This is a genomic window from Flavobacterium sp. (genome assembly GCF_017744675.1).
GTDB lineage: Bacteria > Bacteroidota > Bacteroidia > Flavobacteriales > Flavobacteriaceae > Flavobacterium.
In genome coordinates this window covers 84,355-109,724 of sequence record NZ_JAGIAV010000008.1, presented here as the reverse complement: position 1 = coordinate 109,724, position 25,370 = coordinate 84,355, and the positions used below count along the sequence as shown (strand labels likewise).

Here is a 25,370-nt window from a genome sequence, read left to right as displayed (position 1 = left end):
ACATTTTTATTTTAAAAATAAGAGAATACTTATGTTTAATTGTTCGTCAATAATACGATATTATTTTGAAAACTAATAGTTTATTTCTTCGAAAACAAATTCTCGACAACCCAAGCTGGACCAATCAATAAAAACTGAAGATCTTTTAGAAATGAAGGTTTTTTACCTTCAATATTATGTCCGTAAAACTGTCCGATCCAAGCAATAACAAAAATCCCTATTGAGAATGCCCACAAAGGAACAACTTGTCCGATATAATAATTGATTACTAAGCATATTCCAGAGAATACAGCAATTTTTAGCGCCATCGCAATAGATAATCTGATATAGAAAACAAGAACAAAAAGCAAAACTACAAATGCCCAATTTTCGATAATGGGCAAGTTTAACTGCAATGTATTAGCAATTATCGTACTCGGAATACTCATAAGTAAACCTACAATAGATAAGAAAATAGCAGGCACGCAAACATAATGTATGGCCTTATTTTTTGGGTTCTGATGACTTACGGCATATTCTGCAAACCATTGGTCTAATGTTCTCATTTTTTGTGGTTTTAAGGTTAGATGCGTAAATCTAATGAAATTTCTTTTACGATTTACCGTGCTGTATTTTCATTATTTGATCAACAATCGAAATGGCTTTTTCTAATGTAATTCCGTTTTCTTGGTCGATTGTTAGCGGATGATTTTCTTCAATCATTTTTATTTCAGGAATTAAGCCTAATTCTTGTTCGATTGCAATGGTTTTAAGCGAAATTGTTTTTCCATAAGTTGGCACATCCGTCTGCATCCAACCAAAATAAGGTTCTTGATTTACCCGATTTGGATCTTCCCATAAATCCATTCTCAAGCAGAAATTATCTTCGCTTATCGTAGTCCATACATTAAAAACCAAATCTTCGTGATAATCAATAATCGGAATGGTTAATCTGCCGCGATGAAAAAAATGTTCTTCATCGACATAGCACCAGCTTCCTCCGTATTCAATTCTTTGTTCTCTTTCTTCGGGCGGAACAGCAAAATAATAAGCGGGAAATTCGTTTCCAAAACACAAAGGCATTTCATCAAAAACTTCTCCGCAGCAAGAACATTTATAAGTATACATTTTTTAATTTTTTAGAACAGTTTTTTGATTGTACTGAAAAACATTATCCCAAAGTTCGTCAATAACAGCAAGCGCTTCATGGAGCGGAATCACATTCCATTTTCCATTCGTTTCTATTCCCAAACCAATGCTTTTTAATTTTAATAAAGCATCGTTGACATCAAAATCCAAATCGGTATTGAGTTTGGTTTTAAACCAAGATTCAATCTGATTGTCTAATTCTTCGGCGGTTAAAGATTCTTCACTTTCGTGTAAAAAAGTATAAGCCAGAATAGTTTCTTTTAAAGCTTCTTCTTCAGAAGAATTTAAGAGCGAATAAAACGCTCCGCTATTGTTTCCGACATTTTTAAAATACAAACTGTCTGAAAGCGTTTTAGAATATCTAATTTTCTTGTTGATGAAATTGTTGTATTGTCGAAAACAGTATGCTCCCAAAATTCCAAGCGCAATTAAACCTTGATTTAAGGAAGTTTTACTGTTTAATAAATCGATTGTTTCTCCTGTTTGATACGCGCCGTACATATTAATCAACGCTGGAATTACTTTGGCGCTTAATAGCGAAAGTCCACCAAAAACACCAGGAACCCAAAGCAATAATTTGTCCTTCAGAGACATTTTCGGAATGGCATTGGGAAAAATCGTTTCAAGATCGTTTTTAGGAACACGTTTAAATATCTTCAACGCAATAGAACCCGGATCGATTGGCATTTTACCCAATTTGACTTTCTTCTCTTTAAGATAATCTGCATCGCTATAATTCAAGTAAATTAGAACACGATCGTAATATTCAATCTCGACTTCTTTGGTCCAGAAAAAGTATTTTTTAATTTTTTCTTTTGCTTTATGATGCCCACGCGCATAAAGCTCGAAATCTTTAAAAGCATTAAAATCAATAGAAAGATGCAATCCGATGAGATCAGATTCGTGAAAAGCATCATTTAAGGCTTTCTGGTTAATTCTGTAGTAATTGCCACGTTCGAGAACTTGTAGTAGCGTTGCTTTAAAAAGAGGAAAATCGCTTTTGTTGATAAACTGTTCGCGTTCTTTTTCGCTCAAATCTGGATCGTAGAGCGCATAATGCTGTTTTAGATTTCGGTTAAGATTAAAAGATTCGTAATGATAATAATGTTCGATTATTTCCAATAACTTCTTATAATGATTTACCTTTTCTTGATCTTCAGAAAAAGCTGCGATTTGCTGTTCCAGTAAAAACTCTTTGTTAAACGGAATATAATGTTCTCTAGTCATTTGGACTTTAATTTCGTGGCATTTACAGAACGCAAAAATACTGCCTGAAATTTGAATTTAAAGTTTATGGACGATTTTTTTTTAACCGCAAAGCACGCAAGGTTTCTTTTCAATTGGATTATATGCAATCGTAAAGTTCGCAAAGCTTTGCGGTAAAATTGTTTCCCGCAGAATTTGCGGATTAAGCAGATAAAAAATAAAATCAGTTAGATCTGCCGAATCTGCGAGAGAAAACTTAGCGAACTTTGCGCTATTCTTTGCGTCTTTGCGGTTAAACAAGAAACAAAAAAAGTGAAATTTCCAATCGGTACCAGCGATTTGAAATTCCACTTTGTGTTCCAAAAAAAAAGTGACAAAAAATTAAGAAGCTCTCTTCAAGAAAACTTTCTAGAAACTAAAAATTATTCAATACAATATTACCACTAATTAAAAAGGTGGCTATAGGTGTTTATACCTGTTTTTGTAGATGTTCAAAGATTTGGAGTGGTTGAGTCTCAAAGACTATTGTAATGCCGACTTCTTTAAGTCGATTACACCCTGAATATATTTTATTAATTCTTCTCTAGTTACAGCAAAAGGAGCTTTTTCAGCTTCAGATTCTAAATACAAATTGGCGATACTTTCGGCATCTAGATTTTGAGTGAGGAAATGATGCTCTGCATATTGTATAAGTTGGTCTACAAAAATTTCTCGCTGTTTTCCTTTTTCGATCGTTTCAGGATCGCCTTCTCTTATTTTTTCGATTACAGATTCTGGCAAATCGATGGTGAGATACATACAGTCAACAGCAACTTGAGAAAGCAGTTCTTTGGGGACTCTTCCTGTTGCATCACAATAAGCACATGGCGCAGGAACCCATTTTAATTGTCGGTTTAAACGGCGGATATCATCCCAGTCAACAAATCTTTTTCCTAGACATCTAGGACACTTTATAGTAGATCTTTTAAAGAGATTAAAAATGTTCATCGGTTTATAAATAGCTTAGGGGATTGGTTCGCAGCGAATTTAAATAATTAAGTAAGAAAAGTTGCGTAATTTGTTCTTTTTTTTAAGAAAATAAGGAACAAAATTGCAGATTTGTATATTTCGCGGTTTTCTTAGTTCTAGAAAAAAAAATATTTCTAAAAATGAGATTGCAGTTAGTTGAAAATAAAACGACTCTAACTGTACGAAAAATTATACTTTTGTTGCGTTAGAAAGGTTTTAAAGGAATAAAAAACTTTAAAGAATTTTAAATATCTTTGAATTATGAGCACAACAGCAAAACCAAAACATATCGGCAGAAATATTAGCCGAATTAGAGAATTTAGAGGCATGAAACAAGAGGCGTTAGCTATTACGCTTGGTGTTAGTCAGCAACATGTTTCTAATATTGAAGGAAGCGAAACCATCGACGACCAAAAGCTAAATGCAATCGCAGAGGCTTTGGGAGTATCTGCAGAAACTATTAAGAATTTTAGCGACGAAGGGGTATTTAATTATTTCAATACTTTTAATGAACCCAATTTTGCAAACAGTAATGGTGCTTTTGGTCAAAACAATAATTGTTCATTCAATCCACTCGATAAGTTGATTGAATCTTATGATGAAAATAAAAAGCTTTATGAGCGTTTATTAGAATCTGAAAAAGAGAAGATTTCTTATTTGGAGAAGTTGCTTAATGGGAAATAGATCTTTAGAAAATATTATAAAACTGGAAAAAGAGACTTTTGTGAAGAAAGTCTCTTTTTTACAACTATTCTTATTGCAGATTAAATTTAGATTTTCTTCTTTATTGTTGATGACTTTCCTTCGATAGATCTTACTTATGTCAATCATTTTTTTAGCAAGGAGAATGCTGTTTTTTTTGATTTAGCCAATTTTGCATGTCAATACGTATAACAGTTCCATGATAATATCCACCTAGGTAATTTTGTGCAAAGAAACTTTGATAAGTATCTATATTATTATGATAGCCTTCGAGATCTTCATATGTTTTGTTGTCTATTACTAGTCCAGAATTAACTTCTTTACGAGCTTTAGAACACATTTTACTAGCCTGATTAACTACATGTCCCATATACACTACATCGTTAATTCCACTTCCTTTGAATCCTGCTTTTATCATCAATGCATTTCCTTTACAAATTCCAATTCCCGTTTTAATTTCGCTAATTCCTTTTTTGCAAAGTTTGTAATTTAAATTGTTAATTAATGATTCAGAAGCATATGCTGCATGAAAAACTTCTAAAACGTCTTTTTTTTCTTGTGCTTCGAAAATAGCCCAAACACTATCACCAACGATATTGATTTCTTTGCAATTTTGAGAACTTTGAAAAATAGCAACTATTTCTGATATGTAAGCTCTGTAGATTTTGGCTAATATTCTTTTCTGATATTTGTTTGGTAGATTTGATGAATCTCTAACATCTATGAATATTGAGTAACAATTGAAATAATATCCATTGTTATAAGTTAATATATCAGAATTTGGAATTTTTTCAAGTTCATCGAATGTTGATGAAGAGTCTATTATTTCCTCAATCCTTTCGTAACTTTCTTCAATATTAAATTGGATGTGATTTGTAACTTTCATATTTTTATAATTTAATAAACATTCCAAAACCAAGTTGTTTTATAAAATGTTTCCCATTTTCCATTATATTTAATTTGATAGGGAGTCCACATATCAACTTTAATTTCACTATTGTTAATATTTTTTTTTGTTCCAAATTTTACTTCATCTGTAAGATTGCTGTAAACGTATGAAGATATTCCAATATATTCATCTGCTTTACATTCATCACTAATAACAACTGATTTGTTAATAGGATTTCCAATCCAAATTAAATCTTTAGTATTGTTGTCTCCTCCAATTCCAACTTTTGTACATAATATTTTTCCATCATCTAAGCCAATGCCAAAATCGACAGCAGAATATTGCGATAGGAGATTATTAATTCCACTTTTAGAGTTTGCAATCATAAATCGAATTTTCATAGCAGCTTTAACCGCATTACTTAATGTTGTTTTTGTAGTGCCTTGAAAAAAAGCTAAAACACTATCTCCGTTGAAACTTCTAACCTCTCCACCTAATGAAGTTGCAATTTTTACAGTTGTATGTAAATACGCTTTGTGGATTTTTGCAATTGTAGATTTATTATGTTTGTTTAGAATTCCAGTTGAGTCCCTTAAATCAATGTATAATACTGTGGCTTCAAATAGTAGTCCTGAATTATTAAATGTTAGTTTAGTATTTGTTATATCTGGAACAAAACTAACTTCCTCTATTTTGAAATCTGTATTGATTATTTCAGTAACCTTATCGGTAATATCTTTTTTTAAACTCATAATTAATTGTCATGATTAAAGTATACTTTATATATAAGTAAGCTTAATGGTGTTAAAATTCCTGCAAATGTGAAACCAATAGCGATGTTGAAAAGTGAAAATTTTCTACATGCTATTTGACTTGTAATTATGGCTTGCATAGCTAAATCTTTTTCATGATTAGAATTTAAGCTCTGACAGCCATATTGTGTTTGAATTTGTAATATTAACTCGTCTTGACTCATTTGAGCTATTGTAGCATAAAATAAAAGATTGTTGCTTCTGTGAAGAGGTGTACTATGTGTAGTATGTTTAATTTTTGCAACCATTGAAGATAAGCAAATGAATATTGAAAGTGTACACATGCATGTAATAAATATTAAATACCAATAAATAAAAATATTTAAATTATTATTTATTAATTGAGCCAAACCAATTATTATAGCACCGTTAAAAGCTATTAAAGATGTGTTTTTACTCTCGCTGAACTTAACCATTTCAAATGCATGATTGTATTGTTTTTCTAGATAATCAACTGTTGACATGAATTATTTTTTATTAGTTGCATTTTTTATCAAAGATGCTTATTAATTTGTTTTTAGTTTTACGGAAATCCGTAACTCAATAAATTTATTTCCAAACAATTATATTAATAAAAAACTACCTGAAATCAGGTGTTTCTACGGGAATTTATAAATCATCAAAAAACAAAAAAGCCCAACTTTAAAAAAGTGGAGCTTTTCAAAAATTTTTTAATTTTCTAATTGACAAATTATCCCAATTACCGAACAGGTAAATTGTTTAGTAAAATCTGATATTTTCTTCCCACAGGAATCATTTCGCCATTACACATCGTTAAGGTTTTAGATGTGACACTTGCAATTTTTTCGGTATTTACAATATACGAGCGATGTACTTGAACGAAATTAGCACAATCAATTTCTGAGACAATGCTTGAGAGTGAACCGTAAATAATATGCGGTAAATTGAGTTTGGTGCTGTATAGTTTCATATAGTTTCCTAAACTTTCGATATAGAGAATATCGCAAAGCGGCATTTCTATATTTTGTCCGCTAAGGCGGTACGAAAATACTTTTGTGTTGGTTTGCGTTTCTTTTTTAAGGCTGTTTCCAGAAAAATAAGTCTTGGCTTTTTCTATGGCTTTGGTAAATTTATCTGGCGAAATAGGTTTTAAAAGATAATCGATCGCATCGTTTTGGTAAGCTGAAAGCGCATAATCGGAATAAGCTGTTGTGACAATCGTAAGCGGGCGGTTAGGTTGGAGTTCCATTAACTCAACACCCGAAATTACAGGCATATTAATGTCAAGGAAAATAATATCGTATTGGTTTTCGTTGAGCAGTTTTATGGCTTCCATACCATTAAAAGCACTCCCAGAATGCTCCAGTTCGTCAAATTTGGAGATGTGCGAAATCAAGGCTTTGTGTGCCGGCGATTCATCATCAATTATCAGACAGCGGTAGGTAAGTGCCATATACTCAATTTTACGATAAACAAGTTTTTTTCTTTTTTACAGCTTAAATAATGTTTTAAACCGTAAACTTCCAAACGCCTTTTTAGGTTTTCAATCCCGATTCCTGTGCTCGAAAGTCGTGATTCGGTATCCAGGCAATTATTTTTAAGCGTAAAGCACAAATTTCGGCAATTTACTTTCAAATCGAGATTGATAAAAGGTTCGGCGGTTTCGGCAGAAAATTTTACCGCATTTTCTACCAAAGGCAAGAAGAACAAAGGCGGAATCTCGATTTGGTCATGAACACCTTCAATGTTTTGCGTTACGGTCAGTCGTTCGTTTCTAAAAGTGTAATATTCGATATATTTTTTTATAAAAGCTATTTCTTCTTCCATTAAAACAAAATCTTTTTTGGAAGCTTCAATTTGGTAACGCAATAAATCGGAAAGATTTAAGATTCGGTCTGGAACTTTTTCGGGTTCTGCCAAGGCTTCTCCGTAAAGGTTATTCATTGCATTCAGCAAAAAATGCGGATTGAGCTGCTGTTTTAAAAACGAAAGTTCCGATTTGAAATTTATAATGTCTTTATCGGCCTGGCTCATTTTTTTCGAAATCACAATATGCAAAAAATAAAAGAAACAGCCGTTTATGATAAGCGATACAATCTGAAGGGTTTTTAAATTTCCTAATCCGACAAGCGGAAAAAACCAATTCATAAAAAAGTAAAAGCCTGTCCAATAAATCGCAAGAAGAGTAAAAAAGATTTTAAACCTTTTATGGAATAAAAAAGGATTGATAATGCAGATATTGAACACCGTAATCCAAACAATGCAAGGAAAATAACCTATGGCAATTTCGCCCAGAATATAAGACCAGCTATGTCCGTCGAGTTTTATTTCGTCGTAAATACAGGCCAAAATGACCAAATAAACAAGCGTATTTACGATTAGATTTCGTAGAAAAAAATTCTGGTAGATTTTTGCAATTGTCATAGCGGCAAAAATAATATAATCGTATAGTCTGTAAGCATTTATCAAGAATAATTTATACCAACGCCATTCGTATAAATCATACGCCGTTGGTATAAAATTGCTGTTAAAATAGGCTTTTCTCCATTATTTTTGATCTTGAGTTTCTATAATCTTTTTAATAAAAATAAAAATGTACCAGTTTAAAGAATTACAGGAAGCAGAGATAATTGTGGAAGTTTTTAAAACAAATGTCCAGAAAGAATCTGATCGAGATTACATTATGGCAGAAATGCAAAATCAGTTCCCGGCTTATAAAGTTAATTTCGATTTAGAAGACTGCGATAAAATTTTAAGAGTTGAAGGTCTTGATTTGAAATATGAAAATGTTATCAATCAAGTAAACGGTCTAGGCTATACTTGTGTGCGATTAGAATAATTTTACATTTTCTGTTTCAAATCAGGTGTAATTACGTTACTGCATTTGTGTTTTTTCTAAGTATTTTGCATGTATTCTAATTTTATAAATAAATCTCAAAATGATAAGTTTTATACTTTCTATTTTCCTTTTTCTTCTTGAGCAGTTAGTCTGATTTAACTGTTTTTTCTTCGGGTGTTTTCCAATAACTTTTTATCCTCTAAAAGAGGCCTTCTTTTGCGTATTATTTTTCTAATTTTACGTCATGAAAAAAAAGTTCCAGCTCTTCGATTTTAGCCAGAAAGTCAATTACAAAAACGAAATTTTAGCCGGTTTTACCGTTGCAATGACTATGATTCCAGAATCGTTGTCGTTTGCTATTTTAGCTGGATTTCCACCATTAGTTGGCTTGTATGCGGCTTTTATTGCGGGATTGGTTACGGCAATTTTTGGAGGTAGGCCAGGGATGATTTCGGGCGGAGCAGGAGCAACCGTGATAGTTTTAATCGCTTTAATGAAATCGCACGGAATAGAATATGTTTTTGCCGCCGTTGCTCTTGGCGGTGTCGTGCAAATCTGCATCGGACTTTTTAAACTCGGAAAATTCATTAGATTGGTTCCTCAGCCTGTTATGTTTGGTTTTGTAAACGGTTTGGCTGTTGTGATTTTTATGTCACAGTTAGAACAGTTTAAAACAGTTGTAAATGGGCAGGTTTCTTGGCTTCAAGGAACTCCGTTGTATATTATGCTGGGATTGGTCGCTTTAACCATTGCAATTGTTTTAGTTTTTCCGAAAATCACAAAAGCGGTTCCTGCATCTTTGGTTGCTATTATGGTGGTTTTTGCCATCGTAATTATTTTTAATATCGAAACCAAAACGGTAGAAGACATCGCTTCGGTTCAAGGCGGATTTCCTCCATTTCATATTCCGAATATTCCTTTTTCTTTTGAAACCTTCAAAGTCATATTTCCGTATTCGGTAATTGTTGCGGCTGTAGGTTTAACAGAAGGTTTGCTTACGCTAAATTTAGTCGACGAAATAACTGGAACAAGAGGAAATAGCAACAGGGAATGTATTGCGCAAGGAAGCTCTAATATCTTAAATGGTTTTTTCTACGGAATGGGAGGCTGTCCGATGATTGCACAGACTTTGGTAAATCTTGGAGCGGGTTCTAGAGCTAGACTGTCTGGAATTATTGGTGCTTTGACGATTTTATTGATTATACTTTTTGGCGCTCCTGTAATTGGAAAACTGCCAATGGCGGCTTTGGTTGGCGTTATGATGATGGTGGCCATTACCACTTTTGAATGGGCAAGTTTTAGGATTATAAATAAAATGCCGAAACACGATATTTTTGTTGGAATTCTAGTCGCCTTAATTACAATTGTATTGCATAATCTGGCTTTAGCAGTTTTAATTGGCGTAATTATTTCAGCTTTGGTTTTTGCTTGGGAAAGCGCCAAAAGAATTCGTGCAAGAAATTATATTGACGAAAATGGAGTAAAACATTATGAGATCTACGGACCGTTATTCTTTGGTTCAATAGCGGCTTTTCTAGAGAAGTTTGATATTGAGAATGATCCTGACCATATTGTAATCGATTTTAAAGAAAGCCGCGTTTCTGATATGTCAGCAATTGAGGCTTTGAATAATATCACTAAAAAGTACAGTCAGAAAAATAAAACAGTAGAGCTTCAATACTTAAGTCCCGACTGCCGACAATTACTCAAAAATGCCGATGCAGTTATTAATGTAAATGTGATTGAAGACCCGACGTATAAAGTGGTTTCTTGAGTTAATTAGAAAATGTGGCAATTTGCCAATTAGATAATTGTATTATATCATTTTTACATTTTCTCATTGCCACATTATCTCATTGGCACATTTTTTCTAAGTGAATAATTTGATTTTTGTAACTTTACAAAATGAAGCTAACAGAAACCTTAGAAGATTTTTACACGATTAAAGTAAACGGAATGCCCGAGAATCTTAAAAAAGAAATCGGACATTTTAATGTTTTTAAGTTGGATGACTTTGTTGGAAGTATTTGTAAACCATTCCCGTACACCAGAAAAGACTTTTATAAAATCAGTTTGATTGTAGGGAAAAACAAAGTGCATTATGCAGATAAGGTCGTAGAGATTGAAGAGCAGGCTTTGTTTTTTGCTAATCCGCAGATTCCTTATAATTGGGAACAGCTTGATGAGAATCAAACCGGTTTTTTCTGCATTTTTACAGATGCCTTTTTTAGCCAATATGGAAATTTAAAAGAATATCCTTTGTTTCAGCCTGGAGGAAATCCAATTGTTCCTATTTCAGCCGAACTGGTCGAATCTTTAAAATTGGTTTATTTGAGAATGTTCGACGAAATCAATTCGGATTACGCTTTTAAATATGATGTACTTCGAAATCTCGTTTTCGAAATCATCCATCTCGCACTCAAAACGCAAACCGTAACTACCTCATTATATAGTAAGTCTAACGCAACGATTCGAATTTCTTCTTTGTTTTTAGAATTGCTCGAACGTCAGTTTCCGATTGAATCGATTACACAGCAAATTAATTTCCGTTCACCTTCAGAATATGCCAATCAGTTAAATGTGCATGTCAACCATCTAAATAAAGCCTTAAAAGAGACAACCGGAAAAACAACTTCTCAGATTATTTCAGAGAGAATTGTTCAGGAAGCCATGATCCTTTTAAAACAAACCAATTGGAATATTAATGAGATTACGTGGTGTTTAGGCTTCGAAGAATTATCTCATTTTATTAATTTCTTTAAGAAAAATGTTCAGATTTCGCCTAAAAACTATCGCTTAGCTGAAATTGTTTGATTTTTGCAACTTCTCATTTGATTGCTTCAGCTTTTGAGAAGCACTTCGCCAATACCTTTGTCCTGTAATTATAAACATTAAAATTTAGAATCATGGGAAATAACAAAGTTTGGTTTATCACAGGTGCTTCAAAAGGACTTGGATTAGAATTAGCTAAAAAATTATTGGCAGAAGGTTTTAAAGTTGCTGCCACATCAAGAAATGAGTCTTCTTTAATTGCGGCATTAGGAGATTCATCAGAAAATTTTCTTCCGCTAGAAATGGATCTAGTCAATGAAAAAAGCGTACAGGCAGCGATTAGCAAAGCCATAAATCATTTTAAAACTATTGATGTTTTGGTAAATAATGCTGGTTACGGATTATTAGGAACACTGGAAGAACTAACAGATGCCGAAGCAAGAAAAAACTATGAAGTAAATGTTTTCGGATTGTTGAATGTAATTAGAAATACAATGCCTCATATGCGTGCGGCAAAATCAGGACATATTTTTAATATTTCTTCTATTGGAGGTTATTATGGAGAATTTCCGGGCTGGGGAATTTATTGCTCAACAAAATTCGCAGTTGCAGGTTTAACAGAATCTTTAGCAGCAGAAATAAAACCTTTTGGAGTTCATGCAACAATCGTTTATCCGGGATATTTCAGAACCGATTTTCTAAAAGACAGTTCGCTTTTATTACCAGAAAATCCAATTGCGGAATATAAAAACGTAAGAGAATCTGAAAGTGCTCATAAAGATGATATTAATGGGAATCAGCCTGGAGATCCAGTAAAATTAGCAGAAGCTTTAATTAAAGTGAGCCAAGACCAAAATCCGCCGTTGCATTTGTTTTTAGGAGAAGATGCCTTTAATATGGCGAATCAAAAAATAGCTAGTGTTCAGGGGGAATTGGGACAATGGAAAGAGGTTTCTGTTGGGACTAATTTTTAATTAGAAAATTAGAAAATGTGCCAATTAGGAAATTTGTCAATTAGATAATCAGAAAATGATTTAAGATGGCGCATATCTGTAGAGACGCACTGCAGTGCGTCTAACATCCAGTATATGTAATAATTAAACCCGACAGGTTTTTAAAAACCTGTCGGGTTTGGTTTTTTGGGAGCATTCTGTTTTTCTTTTCTTTTTGAATTGCCTCCAGCTTTAGCTGGAGGAATATTTATATGTAAAGTAAAAGGCTTTAGCCGAACTAAAATGTTTGGCTAAAGCCTTTTTTGTTGCTTTAGAGAACCTCCAGCTAAAGCTGGAGGCAAGTCATTTTAATAATGTTAGTCACAAGGAGAATTATCTGATTGACAAATTTCCTAATTGCCATATTATCTAATTGCCACATTATCTAAGTGTTGATTGCACATCACTCAATTTTCCATCAATTTCTCCAATTTGAAGGCCTAAAATATGAGCAATTAAAGGATAAACAGAAACATTCTGAAATGTTTTTACCTTTTTGTTTACTTTAAAAGCTGGGCCTTTTGCATAGAAGATGGCGTGCATATCTTTTTCGTTATTATCATATCCGTGAGTTCCGCCGTTTATATGTGTGCTCGCCTTACTTACCAGACTCCATCCTTTTTGGGCTTCAATAACAAAATCATGTACTCTAGGATTCGTTCCATAATGAAGTCTTTTCGGAACTTCAGTTGCTTTCCAGAATTTAATGTGCGGAACTTTTTTGAGGGCATTGGCAATAGAATCCTGATAACCAGGGTTTGCCTGTATACTCATAATAGGATTGATAACATCTTTATAGCCTAACCATTCTGGTTTTAAATAATCTAGAATCGCTACTTTTTTATCATTGCTGATATTGGCCATGCCGTGATCTGAGACAATAATTAAATTGATTTGTTTTCCGATAGGCAATTGATCTAATCGTCTAGAGATTTCACCCATAATTGAGTCCATTTTAATTACCGTTTTTCTGGTTTCAGGGGAAAGCGGACCAAAATTATGTCCTGTATGATCGGGTTCGTCAAAATACAGCGTAACCAAATGTGGTCTCTGTTTTTCAGGAAGCTGTAACCATTTCAGAACCGTATCGATTCTAGCTCCGTATGGAACTTTGCTATCATAATTTTTGAAGTAGCTTGGATTTCTTTTATCGATATCAGAACCTGGCCAAAAGAAAGAAGCGGTTTTTACACCTTGTTGTTCGGCTAAATTCCAAATCGGATTTCCGCCATAAAAACGAGAATCATTTTTAGTATCGCTTGATAATGAAAAAGATTGGTTTAAAGAAGTGTCGTAAAAAGTATTATTAATGATTCCGTGATGATCTGGGTAAAGTCCCGTTACAATCGAGTAATGATTTGGAAAAGTTTTACTTGGATAAGATGGTTTCATTGATTTGGCATGAACGCCTTCTTTTTCAATTTGTTTCAGATTCGGAAGATTGAATTGCTTTCCGTAATCCCAACGAAATCCATCCATAGAAATTAGAACAACATAATTGTCTTTACTTTGAGCTTGTAAAAAAGTTGTAAGAAGTAAGAATGTAAAAGATAAAAGGTGAGTGGTGAATTTTCTCATTTTGCAATTTTAAATAGAAATACAAAGGTAGAGATAACATGTTTTTTAAAGAAAAAGAGAATGTTAAATAAAAAAGGTTGCCACGAATTACACCAATTTCCGCGAATTGCTTTTTCTATTGAGGGTGAAAAAAATTAGTGAAAATTGGTGTAATTCGTGGCAAAAGAATCTTTTCTAATTCTTTTAATCTGTGGCAAACAAAAAAAAGCGCCAGATAAAAATCCAGCGCTTTTAAGTTTTAAGAAGAGAATGAATTACATCATTCCTGGCATTCCGCCACCCATTGGCATTCCGCCTCCAGCGTTTTCTTCTTTAATATCAATTAATGCACATTCTGTAGTTAAGATCATTCCAGAAACAGATGCAGCATTTTCAAGAGCTACACGAGTTACTTTTTTAGGATCGATAATTCCAGCAGTTAGCATGTCTACATATTCGTCAGTTTTTGCGTTGTATCCAAAATCACCTTTTCCTTCAGAAACTTTAGCCACAACAACAGAACCTTCAAGGCCAGCGTTTTCAACGATAGTTCTTAATGGAGCTTCAACAGCGCGAGAAACGATTTGGATTCCAGTTGCCTCATCAGCGTTGTCAGCTTTTAAGTCAGCTAAAGCAATTTTAGCTCTTAATAGCGCTACACCACCACCAGCAACGATTCCTTCTTCTACAGCAGCACGAGTTGCGTGTAAAGCGTCATCTACTCTGTCTTTTTTCTCTTTCATTTCAACTTCAGAAGCTGCACCAACATAAAGAACTGCAACACCTCCAGCTAATTTAGCCAAACGCTCTTGTAATTTTTCTTTATCGTAATCAGATGTAGTAGTTTCCATCTGACCTTTAATTTGGTTCACACGGTTTTTGATGATATCTGCTTCACCAGCACCGCTTACGATAGTTGTATTGTCTTTATCGATAGAAACTCTTTTTGCGTTTCCTAACATTTCGATAGTTGTATTTTCTAGAGTATAACCTCTTTCTTCAGAAATTACAGTTCCGCCAGTTAAGATTGCGATATCTTCTAACATTGCTTTTCTTCTGTCTCCAAAACCTGGAGCTTTTACAGCAGCAATTTTAAGAGCACCTCTTAATTTGTTTACTACTAAAGTAGAAAGTGCTTCACCGTCAACATCCTCAGCAATAATCAATAATGGTTTTCCTGATTGTGCCACGGGCTCTAAAACTGGAAGTAATTCTTTTAAAGAAGATACTTTTTTGTCGTATAATAAGATGTATGGAGAGTCTAATTCAACTTCCATTTTCTCTGGATTTGTTACAAAGTAAGGAGAAAGATATCCTCTGTCAAACTGCATTCCTTCAACAACGTCAACAAAAGTGTCAGTTCCTTTAGCTTCTTCTACAGTGATAACACCTTCTTTTCCAACTTTAGCAAAAGCGGTAGCGATTAATTCACCAATAACTTCGTCATTGTTAGCAGAGATAGAAGCAATTTGCTGGATTTTGTCAGAATCGCTTCCAACCACTTTAGCTTGTTTTGCAAGGTCAGCTACGATAGTTTCAACAGCTTTGTCGATACCACGTTTCAAGTCCATTGGATTTGCTCCAGCTGCTACGTTTTTCAAACCTTCTTTTACGATAGCTTGAGCTAATACTGTAGCCGTTGTAGTTCCGTCTCCAGCTAAATCATTGGTTTTAGAAGCAACTTCTTTCACCATTTGCGCACCCATATTTTCTAATGCGTCTTTTAATTCGATTTCTTTTGCAACAGAAACACCATCTTTAGTAACAGTTGGTCCACCAAATGATTTTCCGATAATTACGTTACGACCTTTTGGTCCAAGAGTTACTTTTACAGCATTTGCTAATGCATCAACACCACGTTTTAAACCGTCACGTGCTTCAATATCAAATTTTATATCTTTTGCCATTTTAATTTTTTGTTTAAAGTTTGATTTGTTTCAAGTTAAATGAAATTCTTAATTCAGTACTTAATAACATTGTTTTAGATAATCGCTAAAATATCATCTTCGCGCATAATTAAATAATCAGTTCCTTCAAGTTTTAGCTCTGTTCCTGCATATTTACCATAAAGAACAGTGTCTCCAACTTTTACAGTCATAGTGTGATCTTTAGTTCCATTTCCTACTGCAACGACAGTTCCTTTTTGTGGTTTTTCTTTGGCAGTATCCGGAATAAAAATACCTGAGGCAGTTTTAGTTTCAGCTGCAACAGGTTCAATAAGTACGCGGTCTGAAAGCGGTTTAATGTTTAAAGCCATGATTTTATATTTAATAAGTTATACGTTTTTTTTCTGTTCTATTAACTTTCAGAAATTGTGCCATCATAGAAAAACTGACATTTTTTCCTAAAAAAAATGCCAGCTTTGACAGGCTGGCATTACATTTTTATATAGAGCTAAAATTATTTAGTAGCTGGTGCTGCTGGAGCAGGAGTAGTTCCTTGAGCTGGAGCTGCTGGTGCATTTACAGGAGCTTCAGTTTTGTCAATGATTTTAGATTCTGTATCACTTAAAGATCCAGAGAAGCTTAAGCTTGAAAGTAAAATTAGCACAATTAAAACAGTAGCCAAAGTCCAAGTACTTTTATCTAAAAAGTCAGTTGTTTTTTGTACTCCACCTAACATTTGCGTTCCGCTGATAGTAGAAGACAATCCGCCTCCTTTAGGGTTTTGTACCATGATAACTATGATCAATAGAAAACAAACTATTGTAATTAAAACTAAAAAAATTGAAAATGTGCTCATTACTTAATTATTGTTATTGTTATTTTGTTGTAAAATCTTTATATCCGATATGCGGTCTGCAAAGAAAGTAATTTTTTCTGGATATTTCAAAATTAATATTTCATATGCCTGAATTGCCTTTGTATATTTCTTTTGTTCCAGATAAACTCTAGCCAAAGTCTCTGTCATTAGGTATGAATTGTCCTCTGAACCGCTTTCGATTTGTACTGCTGGAGCATTGCTTCCAGGTTTTATTGGAGAGATTTTCGGATTATTTTCGATAAACTTATCGATAATTTCAGCTTTTTTTAGTCTCTCTTCTTCTAGTTTTGCTTTTTCGGCAGCCTCTTTTTCAGCTTTTTCTTCTGGAGACATTTCATTTGAACGGTCAATAGGTTCTGTTCTAGATAATTGCAACCATTCTTGAAAAGAGTGTTTTTCGCTAAGAGAAAAATCCAAAGGTTTTCCGATTTCTAAATGTTCTGCTGCTGTTTTGGCAGGTTCATTAGGCTCTTCTTCTTCGATTATCTCTTCAATCGACTCTTCATTTTCCTCTATGATTTCCTCTTCTTCTTTGTCTTCAGATTGTAGAACTTCTTGAATCTCTTCTTTCGGTTCTTCAGATGTTTTCGTTTCAGCTTCTCTTATTGAAGAAAGAATAGATCGTTCAACAGTATTCATTTTAAATTCTGGAATGATCATTTCTTCAATAACACTATCATCTTCCTCTTCTTCAACCGAACTTAAAACAGGTTCTTCTGCAACAGCTTCTTCTATAATAGAATCGGCCTTGATTTCTTCCGTTTCTATAGGCTGTTCTGCATTTGCAGCTTCCGCTTCTTTAATCGAACTTAAAATAGAGTTTTCTATACGCTCATTTTTAGGTTCATCTACTTTTATTGGTTCTGGTGCCGAAAGTGTTTCAGAAACTTTTATAGAACTTAGAATTGAATTTTCTATACGATCAATTTTTGGTTCTTCTGTCTGTACAGATTCTGAAGACGAAATCATTTCAGTTTCTTTTGCCTCTTCCGAATTATTAGATTCAACAGATTCAATTTCCTGTTCTGTTTCTTCTATTATTGGTTTTTCAAAAGTTATAGTTTGTGCCTCTTTTATGGCCAGAAAAATAGACGGGTCTATCTCAGGAAGCGGTTTTGATTCTTCCTTTGCTATTGACTTTTCAAAAGTTACCGTTTGAGCTTCTTTTATTGCCAAGAAAATAGAAGGATCTATTTCTGGAAATTTTTTAGGCTCTTCAATAATTGCAGGCTCTTGAGTTTTTAGTTCTTCTACTTTTACAAAATCTTCAATTTGTATAGAATCTTCAACTTTTATGGGTTGGACAACTGAAGGACTTTCGACAGAAGAAGTTTGAACCTCTTTATTGGTGTCTAAAACAGGCTGTTCTTCAACGTCTGTTTTTATTTCAATTGCTTTTTGAATTTGTTCTGGCGAAATAATTTCGCTATCAAAAACAGTAATTTCTAGAAGATCTCTCAGTTTCTGTTCGTAAAAATCATTTTGAATAGAGGTGAAAGCCTCAGAAGTTATAAAATCAAATAAAACAGAACGATCAGATGTGTATGCTGCTGTAACTTTCAAGGCATAATTATACTTAAAACTGTTTTGATTGTAAAGTCCTTTTAATCGCAATGCGCGTGCACTTTGAAAATATGGAAATTCATTCAAAACACTTCCTAATGCGTCTGCCTGCTTTTCTGTAATAGCATCGGGTTTGTTCATTAAGTAGGTATAATCGCTAACGTTCATTATTTGTTTTTTTGTTTAATCGGTTAATTGTTTAATAGTTTATTTGTTTGGTTGTTTAATCGATTAAACGGTTTTGCGATTAAACGATTCAACAAGTTGCATTACCATTTTGCCAATGATTGATTAAAGATATCTTGGGTAATCCTTTCAAAAATAGTTGTAATAGCGGTGTTTAAAACAGATCCTGTTGGTAAGTCTCTTCCAGGGAAATCATAATAGAATTCAAAAGACTTTTCAAAATTATCTGTTTCTTTCTTTTTGTTTGTAAAGCGTACATTAACACGAATCGATAAACGGTTTTGAGCTGCTCCTGCTTGACCATTTGCATCCACAGCAGTTGCCGTCATGGGCGTTATTCGGTAATCTGTAATTTCTCCTTCGTAAACCAGATCTCCTCCATTACTTACTAAGTTTAGATTAGTTTGATTCATAATCAGATCCTGCAAAGCCAATGTAAAAGTTCTATCGATTCCAGGCTCAATCAAATCTGCATTATTATGAAAGAAGTTAACTTGAAATGTTTTGGCATCGATTTTTCCTGTTCCCGTAAAATTATAAACAGAACAGCCACTCAGCATAAAAAGGCTTAATAAGGCGAAAAGAGAATATATTTTTTTCATAATATTTAAGAGGAAATCCTGATTTTTTAAACTCCAAATTCCAATTGTGCCAAATATAGGTAATTGGAATTTGGAATTTCGAAATTGTAATTTAATTATTTTTATAAATCGAATTGTTTGATTTTACGGTATAAAGTTCTTTCTGAAATACCCAATTCATCTGCGGCAGCCTTACGTTTTCCTTTGTTTTTTTCTAATGATTTTTTGATCATTTCAATTTCTTTCTGCTCCAAACGTAAAATCTCTTCTTCTTCAATGGTTTCTGCAAATAAATAATTGTCATCTTGCATTTGATAACTATCTTCACGAACAGCAGGAGTTGTTACAACGGCAGTTCTTGGCTCTTCTTCAAAGTCAATTTCGCTGTCGTTTTGCTGATTTCCGTATATTTTTTGAATCAAATTCGGATTGATATCTTGTACTTTAGAAGTCCCGTTTTTCATCAATTCTAAAGTCAGTTTTTTCAAATCGTTTAGATCGCTTCTCATATCAAAAAGCACTTTGTACAAAATGTCTCTTTCAGTGCTAAAGTCACTTTCTTTTTTGCTGTCGCTAATAACAGATGGCAGATTGCTTCCTTCGGCTGGCAAATACGATTGTAAAGTAGCTAAGCTAATATCTCGATTAGTTTCTAAAACAGAAATTTGTTCAGCCACATTTCGAAGCTGACGAATATTACCGCTCCATCTGAATTTTTGTAAAAGCTGAACAGCATCGTCATCCAGTCTTAAAGGTGGCATTTTATATTTATGAGCAAAATCGGCAACAAATTTTCTGAATAACAAATGAATGTCTTCGTTTCTTTCGCGTAAAGGCGGCAGTGTAATTTCAACCGTGCTTAAACGATAATACAAATCTTCACGGAACTTACCTTTTTCGATCGCATTAAACAAATTCACGTTGGTTGCAGCTACGATACGAACATTTGTTTTTTGAACTTGAGATGAACCTACTTTTATAAATTCACCGTTTTCTAAAACACGAAGTAATCTAACCTGAGTCGTTAATGGCAATTCACCAACTTCGTCAAGGAATATCGTTCCGCCGTCTGCCACTTCAAAATAACCTTCACGTGTGCTTGTTGCGCCTGTAAAAGCTCCTTTTTCGTGTCCGAAAAGTTCACTGTCAATTGTTCCCTCAGGAATTGCACCGCAGTTTACGGCAATATATTTCCCATGCTTTCTATGTGAAAGCGAATGTATAATTCTTGGAATGTTTTCTTTACCAACACCACTTTCCCCAGTTACCATAACCGAAATATCAGTTGGAGCAACTTGAATGGCTTTCTCGATAGCACGATTTAATTTTGGATCATTACCAATAATCTCAAATCGTTGTTTTATTGCTTGAACTGTTTCCATAGTAGATTTTGTTTCAAGTTTTTATTTGTTTTAGATTCCAAGTTTTGCACTTTGTCCAAAACTTAAAACTTTGGCTTATATTTTTTTGTTTTGCCACAGATTAAAAAGATTAGCACAGATTTTTTTTAAATTTAAATAATATATCTTTTATGTTGAAGAGATTTTGTCTGAAAATTAACCAACAAACCAACTTCTGAGTTTGATAATTTTATGTAATTTAAAATCTGTGCAACATGCTCGCTTGAAAATTCTTTAATAGCTTTTACCTCTAAAATAATATCTTCATTAATTACAAAATCAGCGTAAAATTTATGAGGTAACACTTTTCCTTTATATTCAATTGAATATTCCTTTTCTCTTTCGAAAGGAATTTTATTTTCTTTAAATTCTACTTCAAGAGCATCTTTGTATACTACTTCTAATAAACCTGGGCCAAGATTTCGATGCACTTCCATGCAAATTCCGATAATCTTATAGGTTTCTTCTTCTCTATAATGTTGCATAATATTAATTTTTCATCACAATTTAAAAGTAAGAAAAATATTAAAAAAAATACTTCTAATCCTTTTAATCTGTGGCAAAAAAAAATTAATTCATTTCACTCAACCCCACAGCTTCACCCTTAAGAGTTCCGCTTGTACAGCTTGTTATTTTTACGTTTACGAAATCTCCAATTTTGTAATTCTCTTTCGGGAAAACAACTGTAATACTTTGAGAATTTCTTCCTGAAAATTCATCTTTTGATTTCTTAGAAACTTTCTCCACCAAAACTTCAACGGTTTTTCCAACAAATTCCTCGCTTCTAAACCAAGCATGTTTTTGTTGTAAATCAACTATTTCTTGTAATCTTCTGGCTTTGGTTTCTTCATCGACATCATCTTTCATTTTTCTTCCAGCCAAAGTTCCAGGGCGTTCAGAATACGAATACATATAACCGAAATTGTATTTAACATATTCCATCAAACTCAACGTATCTTGATGATCTTCTTCCGTTTCTGTTGGGAAACCAGCAATCATATCTTGCGAAATCGAAGCATCTGGAACAATCGCTCTAATTTTGTCAATCAGAGCCATGTATTCTTCGCGAGAATGCAGACGATTCATTTCTTTCAGAATTCTATTGCTTCCCGATTGAACTGGTAAATGTATATGTTTGCAAATATTTGGATATTTCGCAATAACATGCAAAATACTTTCGTGCATATCCTGTGGATTTGAAGTCGAAAAACGAATACGCATTTTAGGAAAACCAGCGGCAACCATTTCAAGCAATTGATCAAAATCAACAGCAGTTGCTTTTTGCATTTCAGAAGCGTTTACAAAATCCTTTTTCAAACCGCCTCCGTACCAAAGGTAGCTGTCAACGTTTTGTCCAAGAAGCGTAACTTCTTTATAGCCATTATTCCACAAATCCTGAATTTCATTCATAATACTTTGCGGTTCACGGCTTCTTTCGCGTCCGCGTGTAAAAGGCACAACGCAGAATGTACACATATTATCACATCCGCGAGTGATAGAAACCAAAGCGGTGATTCCGTTACTCATCAAACGAACAGGCGAAATATCTCCGTAAGTTTCCTCTTTTGATAAAATTACATTGATGGCATCGCGTCCTTCTTCAACTTCAGCCAATAAATTCGGAAGATCTTTATAGGCATCGGGACCAACAACAAGGTCAACGATTTTTTCTTCTTCCAAAAACTGGCTTTTTAAGCGTTCTGCCATACAGCCTAAAACACCCACTTTCATTTTTGGGTTGGTACGTTTTACAGCGTTGTATTTTTCAAGACGTTTACGAATAGTCTGTTCTGCTTTGTCACGAATCGAACAAGTATTTACCAAAACCAAATCGGCTTCTTCTAAAACCGAAGTTGTATTGTAACCGCCGTCAGACAAAATGGAAGCTACGACTTCACTGTCCGAAAAATTCATCGCACAGCCGTAACTTTCTATAAATAGTTTTTTAGTATTCTCAGGTTTATTTTCCAGAACAAGACTTTCGCCTTGTTTGCTTTCTTCAATAATCTTTTCCATTGCAAAAATTCAAAGTGCAAAGATAGCGTAATTGAAATGAATATGACAAGATGTCAGATAAAGAATTAACAATGTTTTCAGAAATGTTGATAGCTAGTGTTTTATTTTATCTTTCACAGTTATTAGGAGCTATTTCCAGCTTTCCATTCCTTGTCCTCATAAAAAAAGCAAAGTTTCTAATGTTTTAAAAAGAGCTTCCGTTGGTCGCTTTTTTAAACCAAGAAACTTTTGCTTTTTTTACTCCGGGCAATCCATTTCAATCTGGGCTATGAAAATAGGTTTCAAAAAGCACATTTCTCGGTCATAAATCATTAAAAGTTATACCTATATATATTATCGATATTATTACAGATAAATCTGCAATTTTAAGTTTCATAATATCAAAATACTTCAAAAATGCATTCGTAAGGTTAATATTTAAAAAAAATAAATACTTTTGTTGCAGAAAATAAGAGCAATGGCAAAGAATTTAGTAATAGTGGAGTCACCTGCAAAGGCGAAAACGATCGAGAAATTTCTCGGAAGCGACTTTCAGGTTGAGTCAAGTTATGGTCACATAGCAGACTTACCATCAAAGGAAATAGGAGTAGATGTAGAAAATGGTTTTAAACCTAAATATGAAGTATCTCCCGATAAAAAAGCCTTGGTAACGAAACTAAAATCACTTTCTAAGAATGCCGAAACGGTTTGGTTAGCATCCGATGAGGACCGCGAGGGAGAGGCTATTTCATGGCACTTGGCGGAAGAATTAAAGCTGGATACAAAAAAAACCAAACGAATTGTTTTTCACGAGATTACAAAATCTGCGATTCTTAAAGCAATTGATAATCCAAGAGAAATTGACTATAATTTAGTAAACGCACAGCAGGCACGTCGTGTTCTAGACCGTTTAGTAGGTTATGAGTTATCTCCGGTTTTATGGAGAAAAATCAAAGGCGGACTTTCAGCAGGTCGTGTACAGTCGGTTTCTGTACGTCTGATTGTAGAAAGAGAACGCGAGATTCAAAATTTTAATGCGGTAGCAACATATTCAATTGTTGCAGAATTTGTAAATGAAGCAGGAAAAGCTTTCAAGGCAAAATTGCCAAAAAACTTCAATACTAAAAAAGAAGCCGAAGATTTCTTAAATCAAAACATCGGTTCTAAATATAAGGTAGCCGATTTAGAAACTAAACCTACCAAAAAATCTCCAACAGCACCTTTTACAACTTCTACGTTGCAACAAGAAGCAGCAAGAAAATTATACTTGCCAGTTGGAATTACCATGCAGTTAGCACAGCGTTTATACGAGGCGGGACTTATTACCTATATGAGAACCGACTCTGTGAATCTTTCTACAGAAGCGATGAACGCGGCTGAAGCAGAAATCATCAAATCTTACGGAAAAGAGTATTCGAAACCTCGTGTTTTTGCTAATAAAAATAAAGGAGCGCAAGAAGCGCACGAAGCAATTCGTCCGACAGATATGTCTCGCCATTCTGTAAATATCGATCGTGACCAAGCTCGTTTATACGATTTGATCTGGAAAAGAACTTTAGCTTCGCAAATGAGCGATGCGCAGTTGGAAAGAACAAATGTAAAAATTGAAGCAGATAATCATAGCGAAATTTTTACAGCTTCTGGAGAAGTATTGCTTTTTGAAGGTTTCTTAAAAGTGTACTTAGAAGGTCATGATGATGACGAAGAAGAGCAAGAAGGAATGCTTCCGGCTTTAAAAGTAAACGAAAAACTGGCTAATAACTATATTACAGCCACAGAACGATATTCAAGACCGCCGGCACGTTATACAGAGGCATCTTTGGTTAAAAAATTAGAGGAACTAGGTATTGGGCGTCCATCAACTTATGCTCCAACTATTTCAACAATTATCAATAGAAATTATGTTGAAAAAGGAACATTGGAAGGTGTAGAACGTAATTATACGCAGCTTACTTTACAAAATAGTAAAGTAGGAGAAAAAGTTCTAAAAGAAAATACAGGTTCTGATAAAGGAAAATTAGTTCCAACCGATATCGGTACTATCGTTACGGATTTCTTGGTAAAGAATTTCGGAAACATTCTAGATTATAATTTCACTGCAAAAGTAGAACAGGATTTTGACGAAATTGCCGAAGGAAACATCGACTGGGCAAAAATGATGCAGGATTTCTACAATCAGTTTCATCCAAATGTAAAAGAAGTTGAAGCAAATGCGGAACGCGAAAGTGGTGAAAGAATTCTAGGAAAAGATGCTGACGGAAGACAAGTTTCTGTTCGTTTAGGAAAATTTGGGCCAATGGCACAGATTGGAGAAGCAGATGATGAAGATAAAAAGTTTGCCAGTTTGATGGCAGATCAAAATATAGGAAACATCACACTAGAAGAAGCTTTGAACTTGTTCTTGCTTCCAAAAAGTTTAGGTGAATATAAAGGAGAAGAAGTAGAAGTGAATAATGGCCGTTACGGTCCTTATGTTCGTCACGGAAGCGTTTTTATTTCATTGCCAAGAGGAGAAGATCCGCTTAATGTTTCTAAAGAAAGAGCTCAAGAGCTAATTGATGAAAAAGCAGTTGCCGATGCGCCAATTGCAGTTTATAAAGGAGAAGCAGTTCAAAAAGGAGTGGGGCGTTTTGGGCCATTCATTAAATGGAACGGACTTTTTGTAAACGTAAACAAAAAATACAATTTTGATAATCTTTCTCAAGCTGATGTTGAAGAGTTGATTGAAGAAAAGCTTCAGAAGAATATCGATAAAGTTATTCATAACTGGGAAGAAGAAGGAATTGTAGTAGAAAAAGCCCGTTGGGGACGTTCTGTGATTCTGAAAGGAAAAACAAAAATTGAATTAAGCAAAGATGTTGATGCAACAAAATTAACATTGGCTCAGGTTCAAGAAATGATTGCTGCTAAAGCACCAGCGAAAAAAACACCTGCAAAGAAAACTGCAGCTAAATCAACAACAGCTAAAAAGGCACCAGCGAAAAAAACAGCTGCTAAAAAGAAATAAAGTATATAA

At 34.0% G+C, this 25,370-nt stretch carries 24 protein-coding genes; 6 read left to right on the top strand and 18 right to left on the bottom strand.

Annotated features, from left to right (window positions below; all coding sequences use genetic code 11):
* Nucleotides 1-80 precede the first annotated feature (80 nt).
* The 4 genes from J7574_RS21630 to J7574_RS21615 form a co-directional block, all read right to left on the bottom strand.
* On the bottom strand, nt 81-545 hold the full coding sequence (locus tag J7574_RS21630; protein ID WP_290973808.1) for a DUF962 domain-containing protein: 465 nt from the start codon (nt 543-545) through the stop codon (nt 81-83).
* Between the two features lie 46 nt (nt 546-591).
* Nucleotides 592-1,107 carry a DUF2199 domain-containing protein gene (locus tag J7574_RS21625; protein ID WP_290973805.1) on the bottom strand — a complete coding sequence of 172 codons (516 nt, stop codon included), beginning with the start codon at nt 1,105-1,107 and terminating at the stop codon, nt 592-594.
* Between the two features lie 3 nt (nt 1,108-1,110).
* The gene (locus J7574_RS21620) at nt 1,111-2,355 is read right to left on the bottom strand and encodes a TMEM143 family protein (protein WP_290973802.1); all 1,245 of its coding nucleotides are present in this window, start codon (nt 2,353-2,355) and stop codon (nt 1,111-1,113) included.
* Between the two features lie 501 nt (nt 2,356-2,856).
* Nucleotides 2,857-3,321, bottom strand: coding sequence for a hypothetical protein (locus J7574_RS21615; protein WP_290973799.1), 465 nt, complete (start codon nt 3,319-3,321; stop codon nt 2,857-2,859).
* A 282-nt stretch (nt 3,322-3,603) separates the two neighbouring features.
* Here J7574_RS21615 and J7574_RS21610 point away from each other — a divergent pair, with 282 nt between their 5' ends.
* On the top strand, nt 3,604-4,026 hold the full coding sequence (locus J7574_RS21610; RefSeq protein ID WP_290973796.1) for a helix-turn-helix transcriptional regulator: 423 nt from the start codon (nt 3,604-3,606) through the stop codon (nt 4,024-4,026).
* 151 nt (nt 4,027-4,177) lie between these two features.
* Here J7574_RS21610 and J7574_RS21605 read toward each other — a convergent pair whose 3' ends face one another.
* The 5 genes from J7574_RS21605 to J7574_RS21585 form a co-directional block, all read right to left on the bottom strand.
* A complete protein-coding gene (locus tag J7574_RS21605) occupies nt 4,178-4,930 on the bottom strand; it encodes an adenylate/guanylate cyclase domain-containing protein (protein WP_290973793.1) in 753 nt (250 codons plus the stop codon).
* Nucleotides 4,931-4,941: 11 nt separating this feature from the next.
* A complete protein-coding gene (locus tag J7574_RS21600; RefSeq protein ID WP_290973791.1) occupies nt 4,942-5,685 on the bottom strand; it encodes a hypothetical protein in 744 nt (247 codons plus the stop codon).
* A 2-nt stretch (nt 5,686-5,687) separates the two neighbouring features.
* Entirely contained in the window at nt 5,688-6,209 is a 522-nt protein-coding gene (locus J7574_RS21595) for a Pycsar system effector family protein (protein WP_290973790.1), read from the bottom strand.
* A 236-nt stretch (nt 6,210-6,445) separates the two neighbouring features.
* The gene (locus J7574_RS21590; RefSeq protein ID WP_290973787.1) at nt 6,446-7,159 is read right to left on the bottom strand and encodes a LytTR family DNA-binding domain-containing protein; all 714 of its coding nucleotides are present in this window, start codon (nt 7,157-7,159) and stop codon (nt 6,446-6,448) included.
* On the bottom strand, nt 7,135-8,130 hold the full coding sequence (locus tag J7574_RS21585; protein ID WP_290973784.1) for a sensor histidine kinase: 996 nt from the start codon (nt 8,128-8,130) through the stop codon (nt 7,135-7,137). Before J7574_RS21585 ends, J7574_RS21590 begins: the two co-directional genes overlap by 25 nt.
* Nucleotides 8,131-8,299: 169 nt before the next feature.
* Here J7574_RS21585 and J7574_RS21580 point away from each other — a divergent pair, with 169 nt between their 5' ends.
* The 4 genes from J7574_RS21580 to J7574_RS21565 all read left to right on the top strand — a co-directional run bounded on the left by J7574_RS21580 (nt 8,300) and on the right by J7574_RS21565 (nt 12,291).
* Entirely contained in the window at nt 8,300-8,545 is a 246-nt protein-coding gene (locus J7574_RS21580) for a hypothetical protein (protein ID WP_290973781.1), read from the top strand.
* Between the two features lie 244 nt (nt 8,546-8,789).
* A complete protein-coding gene (locus J7574_RS21575) occupies nt 8,790-10,319 on the top strand; it encodes a SulP family inorganic anion transporter (RefSeq protein ID WP_290973778.1) in 1,530 nt (509 codons plus the stop codon).
* A gap of 131 nt (nt 10,320-10,450) precedes the next feature.
* Complete coding sequence (locus J7574_RS21570; protein WP_290973775.1) at nt 10,451-11,359, top strand: AraC family transcriptional regulator; 909 nt, start codon at nt 10,451-10,453, stop codon at nt 11,357-11,359.
* Nucleotides 11,360-11,451: 92 nt separating this feature from the next.
* Nucleotides 11,452-12,291, top strand: a complete 840-nt coding sequence (locus tag J7574_RS21565; RefSeq protein WP_290973772.1) for an oxidoreductase — start codon at nt 11,452-11,454, stop codon at nt 12,289-12,291.
* 399 nt (nt 12,292-12,690) lie between these two features.
* Here the strand turns inward: J7574_RS21565 and J7574_RS21560 are convergent, their stop codons facing one another.
* The 9 genes from J7574_RS21560 to miaB form a co-directional block, all read right to left on the bottom strand.
* A complete protein-coding gene (locus J7574_RS21560) occupies nt 12,691-13,887 on the bottom strand; it encodes an ectonucleotide pyrophosphatase/phosphodiesterase (RefSeq protein WP_290973769.1) in 1,197 nt (398 codons plus the stop codon).
* 254 nt (nt 13,888-14,141) lie between these two features.
* A complete protein-coding gene (gene groL, locus J7574_RS21555) occupies nt 14,142-15,773 on the bottom strand; it encodes a chaperonin GroEL (protein WP_008467106.1) in 1,632 nt (543 codons plus the stop codon).
* Nucleotides 15,774-15,847: 74 nt separating this feature from the next.
* A complete protein-coding gene (gene groES, locus J7574_RS21550; RefSeq protein ID WP_008467105.1) occupies nt 15,848-16,123 on the bottom strand; it encodes a co-chaperone GroES in 276 nt (91 codons plus the stop codon).
* Between the two features lie 143 nt (nt 16,124-16,266).
* On the bottom strand, nt 16,267-16,608 hold the full coding sequence (gene secG, locus J7574_RS21545; protein WP_290973760.1) for a preprotein translocase subunit SecG: 342 nt from the start codon (nt 16,606-16,608) through the stop codon (nt 16,267-16,269).
* Between the two features lie 3 nt (nt 16,609-16,611).
* The gene (locus J7574_RS21540; protein WP_290973758.1) at nt 16,612-18,360 is read right to left on the bottom strand and encodes a tetratricopeptide repeat protein; all 1,749 of its coding nucleotides are present in this window, start codon (nt 18,358-18,360) and stop codon (nt 16,612-16,614) included.
* Nucleotides 18,361-18,461: 101 nt separating this feature from the next.
* A complete protein-coding gene (locus J7574_RS21535) occupies nt 18,462-18,980 on the bottom strand; it encodes an LptE family protein (protein WP_290973755.1) in 519 nt (172 codons plus the stop codon).
* A 101-nt stretch (nt 18,981-19,081) separates the two neighbouring features.
* Nucleotides 19,082-20,341, bottom strand: a complete 1,260-nt coding sequence (locus tag J7574_RS21530) for a sigma-54-dependent Fis family transcriptional regulator (protein ID WP_290973752.1) — start codon at nt 20,339-20,341, stop codon at nt 19,082-19,084.
* Between the two features lie 131 nt (nt 20,342-20,472).
* Nucleotides 20,473-20,844 carry a GxxExxY protein gene (locus tag J7574_RS21525; RefSeq protein ID WP_290973750.1) on the bottom strand — a complete coding sequence of 124 codons (372 nt, stop codon included), beginning with the start codon at nt 20,842-20,844 and terminating at the stop codon, nt 20,473-20,475.
* 85 nt (nt 20,845-20,929) lie between these two features.
* On the bottom strand, nt 20,930-22,375 hold the full coding sequence (miaB, locus tag J7574_RS21520) for a tRNA (N6-isopentenyl adenosine(37)-C2)-methylthiotransferase MiaB (protein WP_290973747.1): 1,446 nt from the start codon (nt 22,373-22,375) through the stop codon (nt 20,930-20,932).
* Nucleotides 22,376-22,832: 457 nt separating this feature from the next.
* Between miaB and topA the strand changes: the two genes are divergently transcribed.
* On the top strand, nt 22,833-25,361 hold the full coding sequence (gene topA / locus J7574_RS21515) for a type I DNA topoisomerase (RefSeq protein WP_290973744.1): 2,529 nt from the start codon (nt 22,833-22,835) through the stop codon (nt 25,359-25,361).
* Nucleotides 25,362-25,370: the final 9 nt, after the last annotated feature.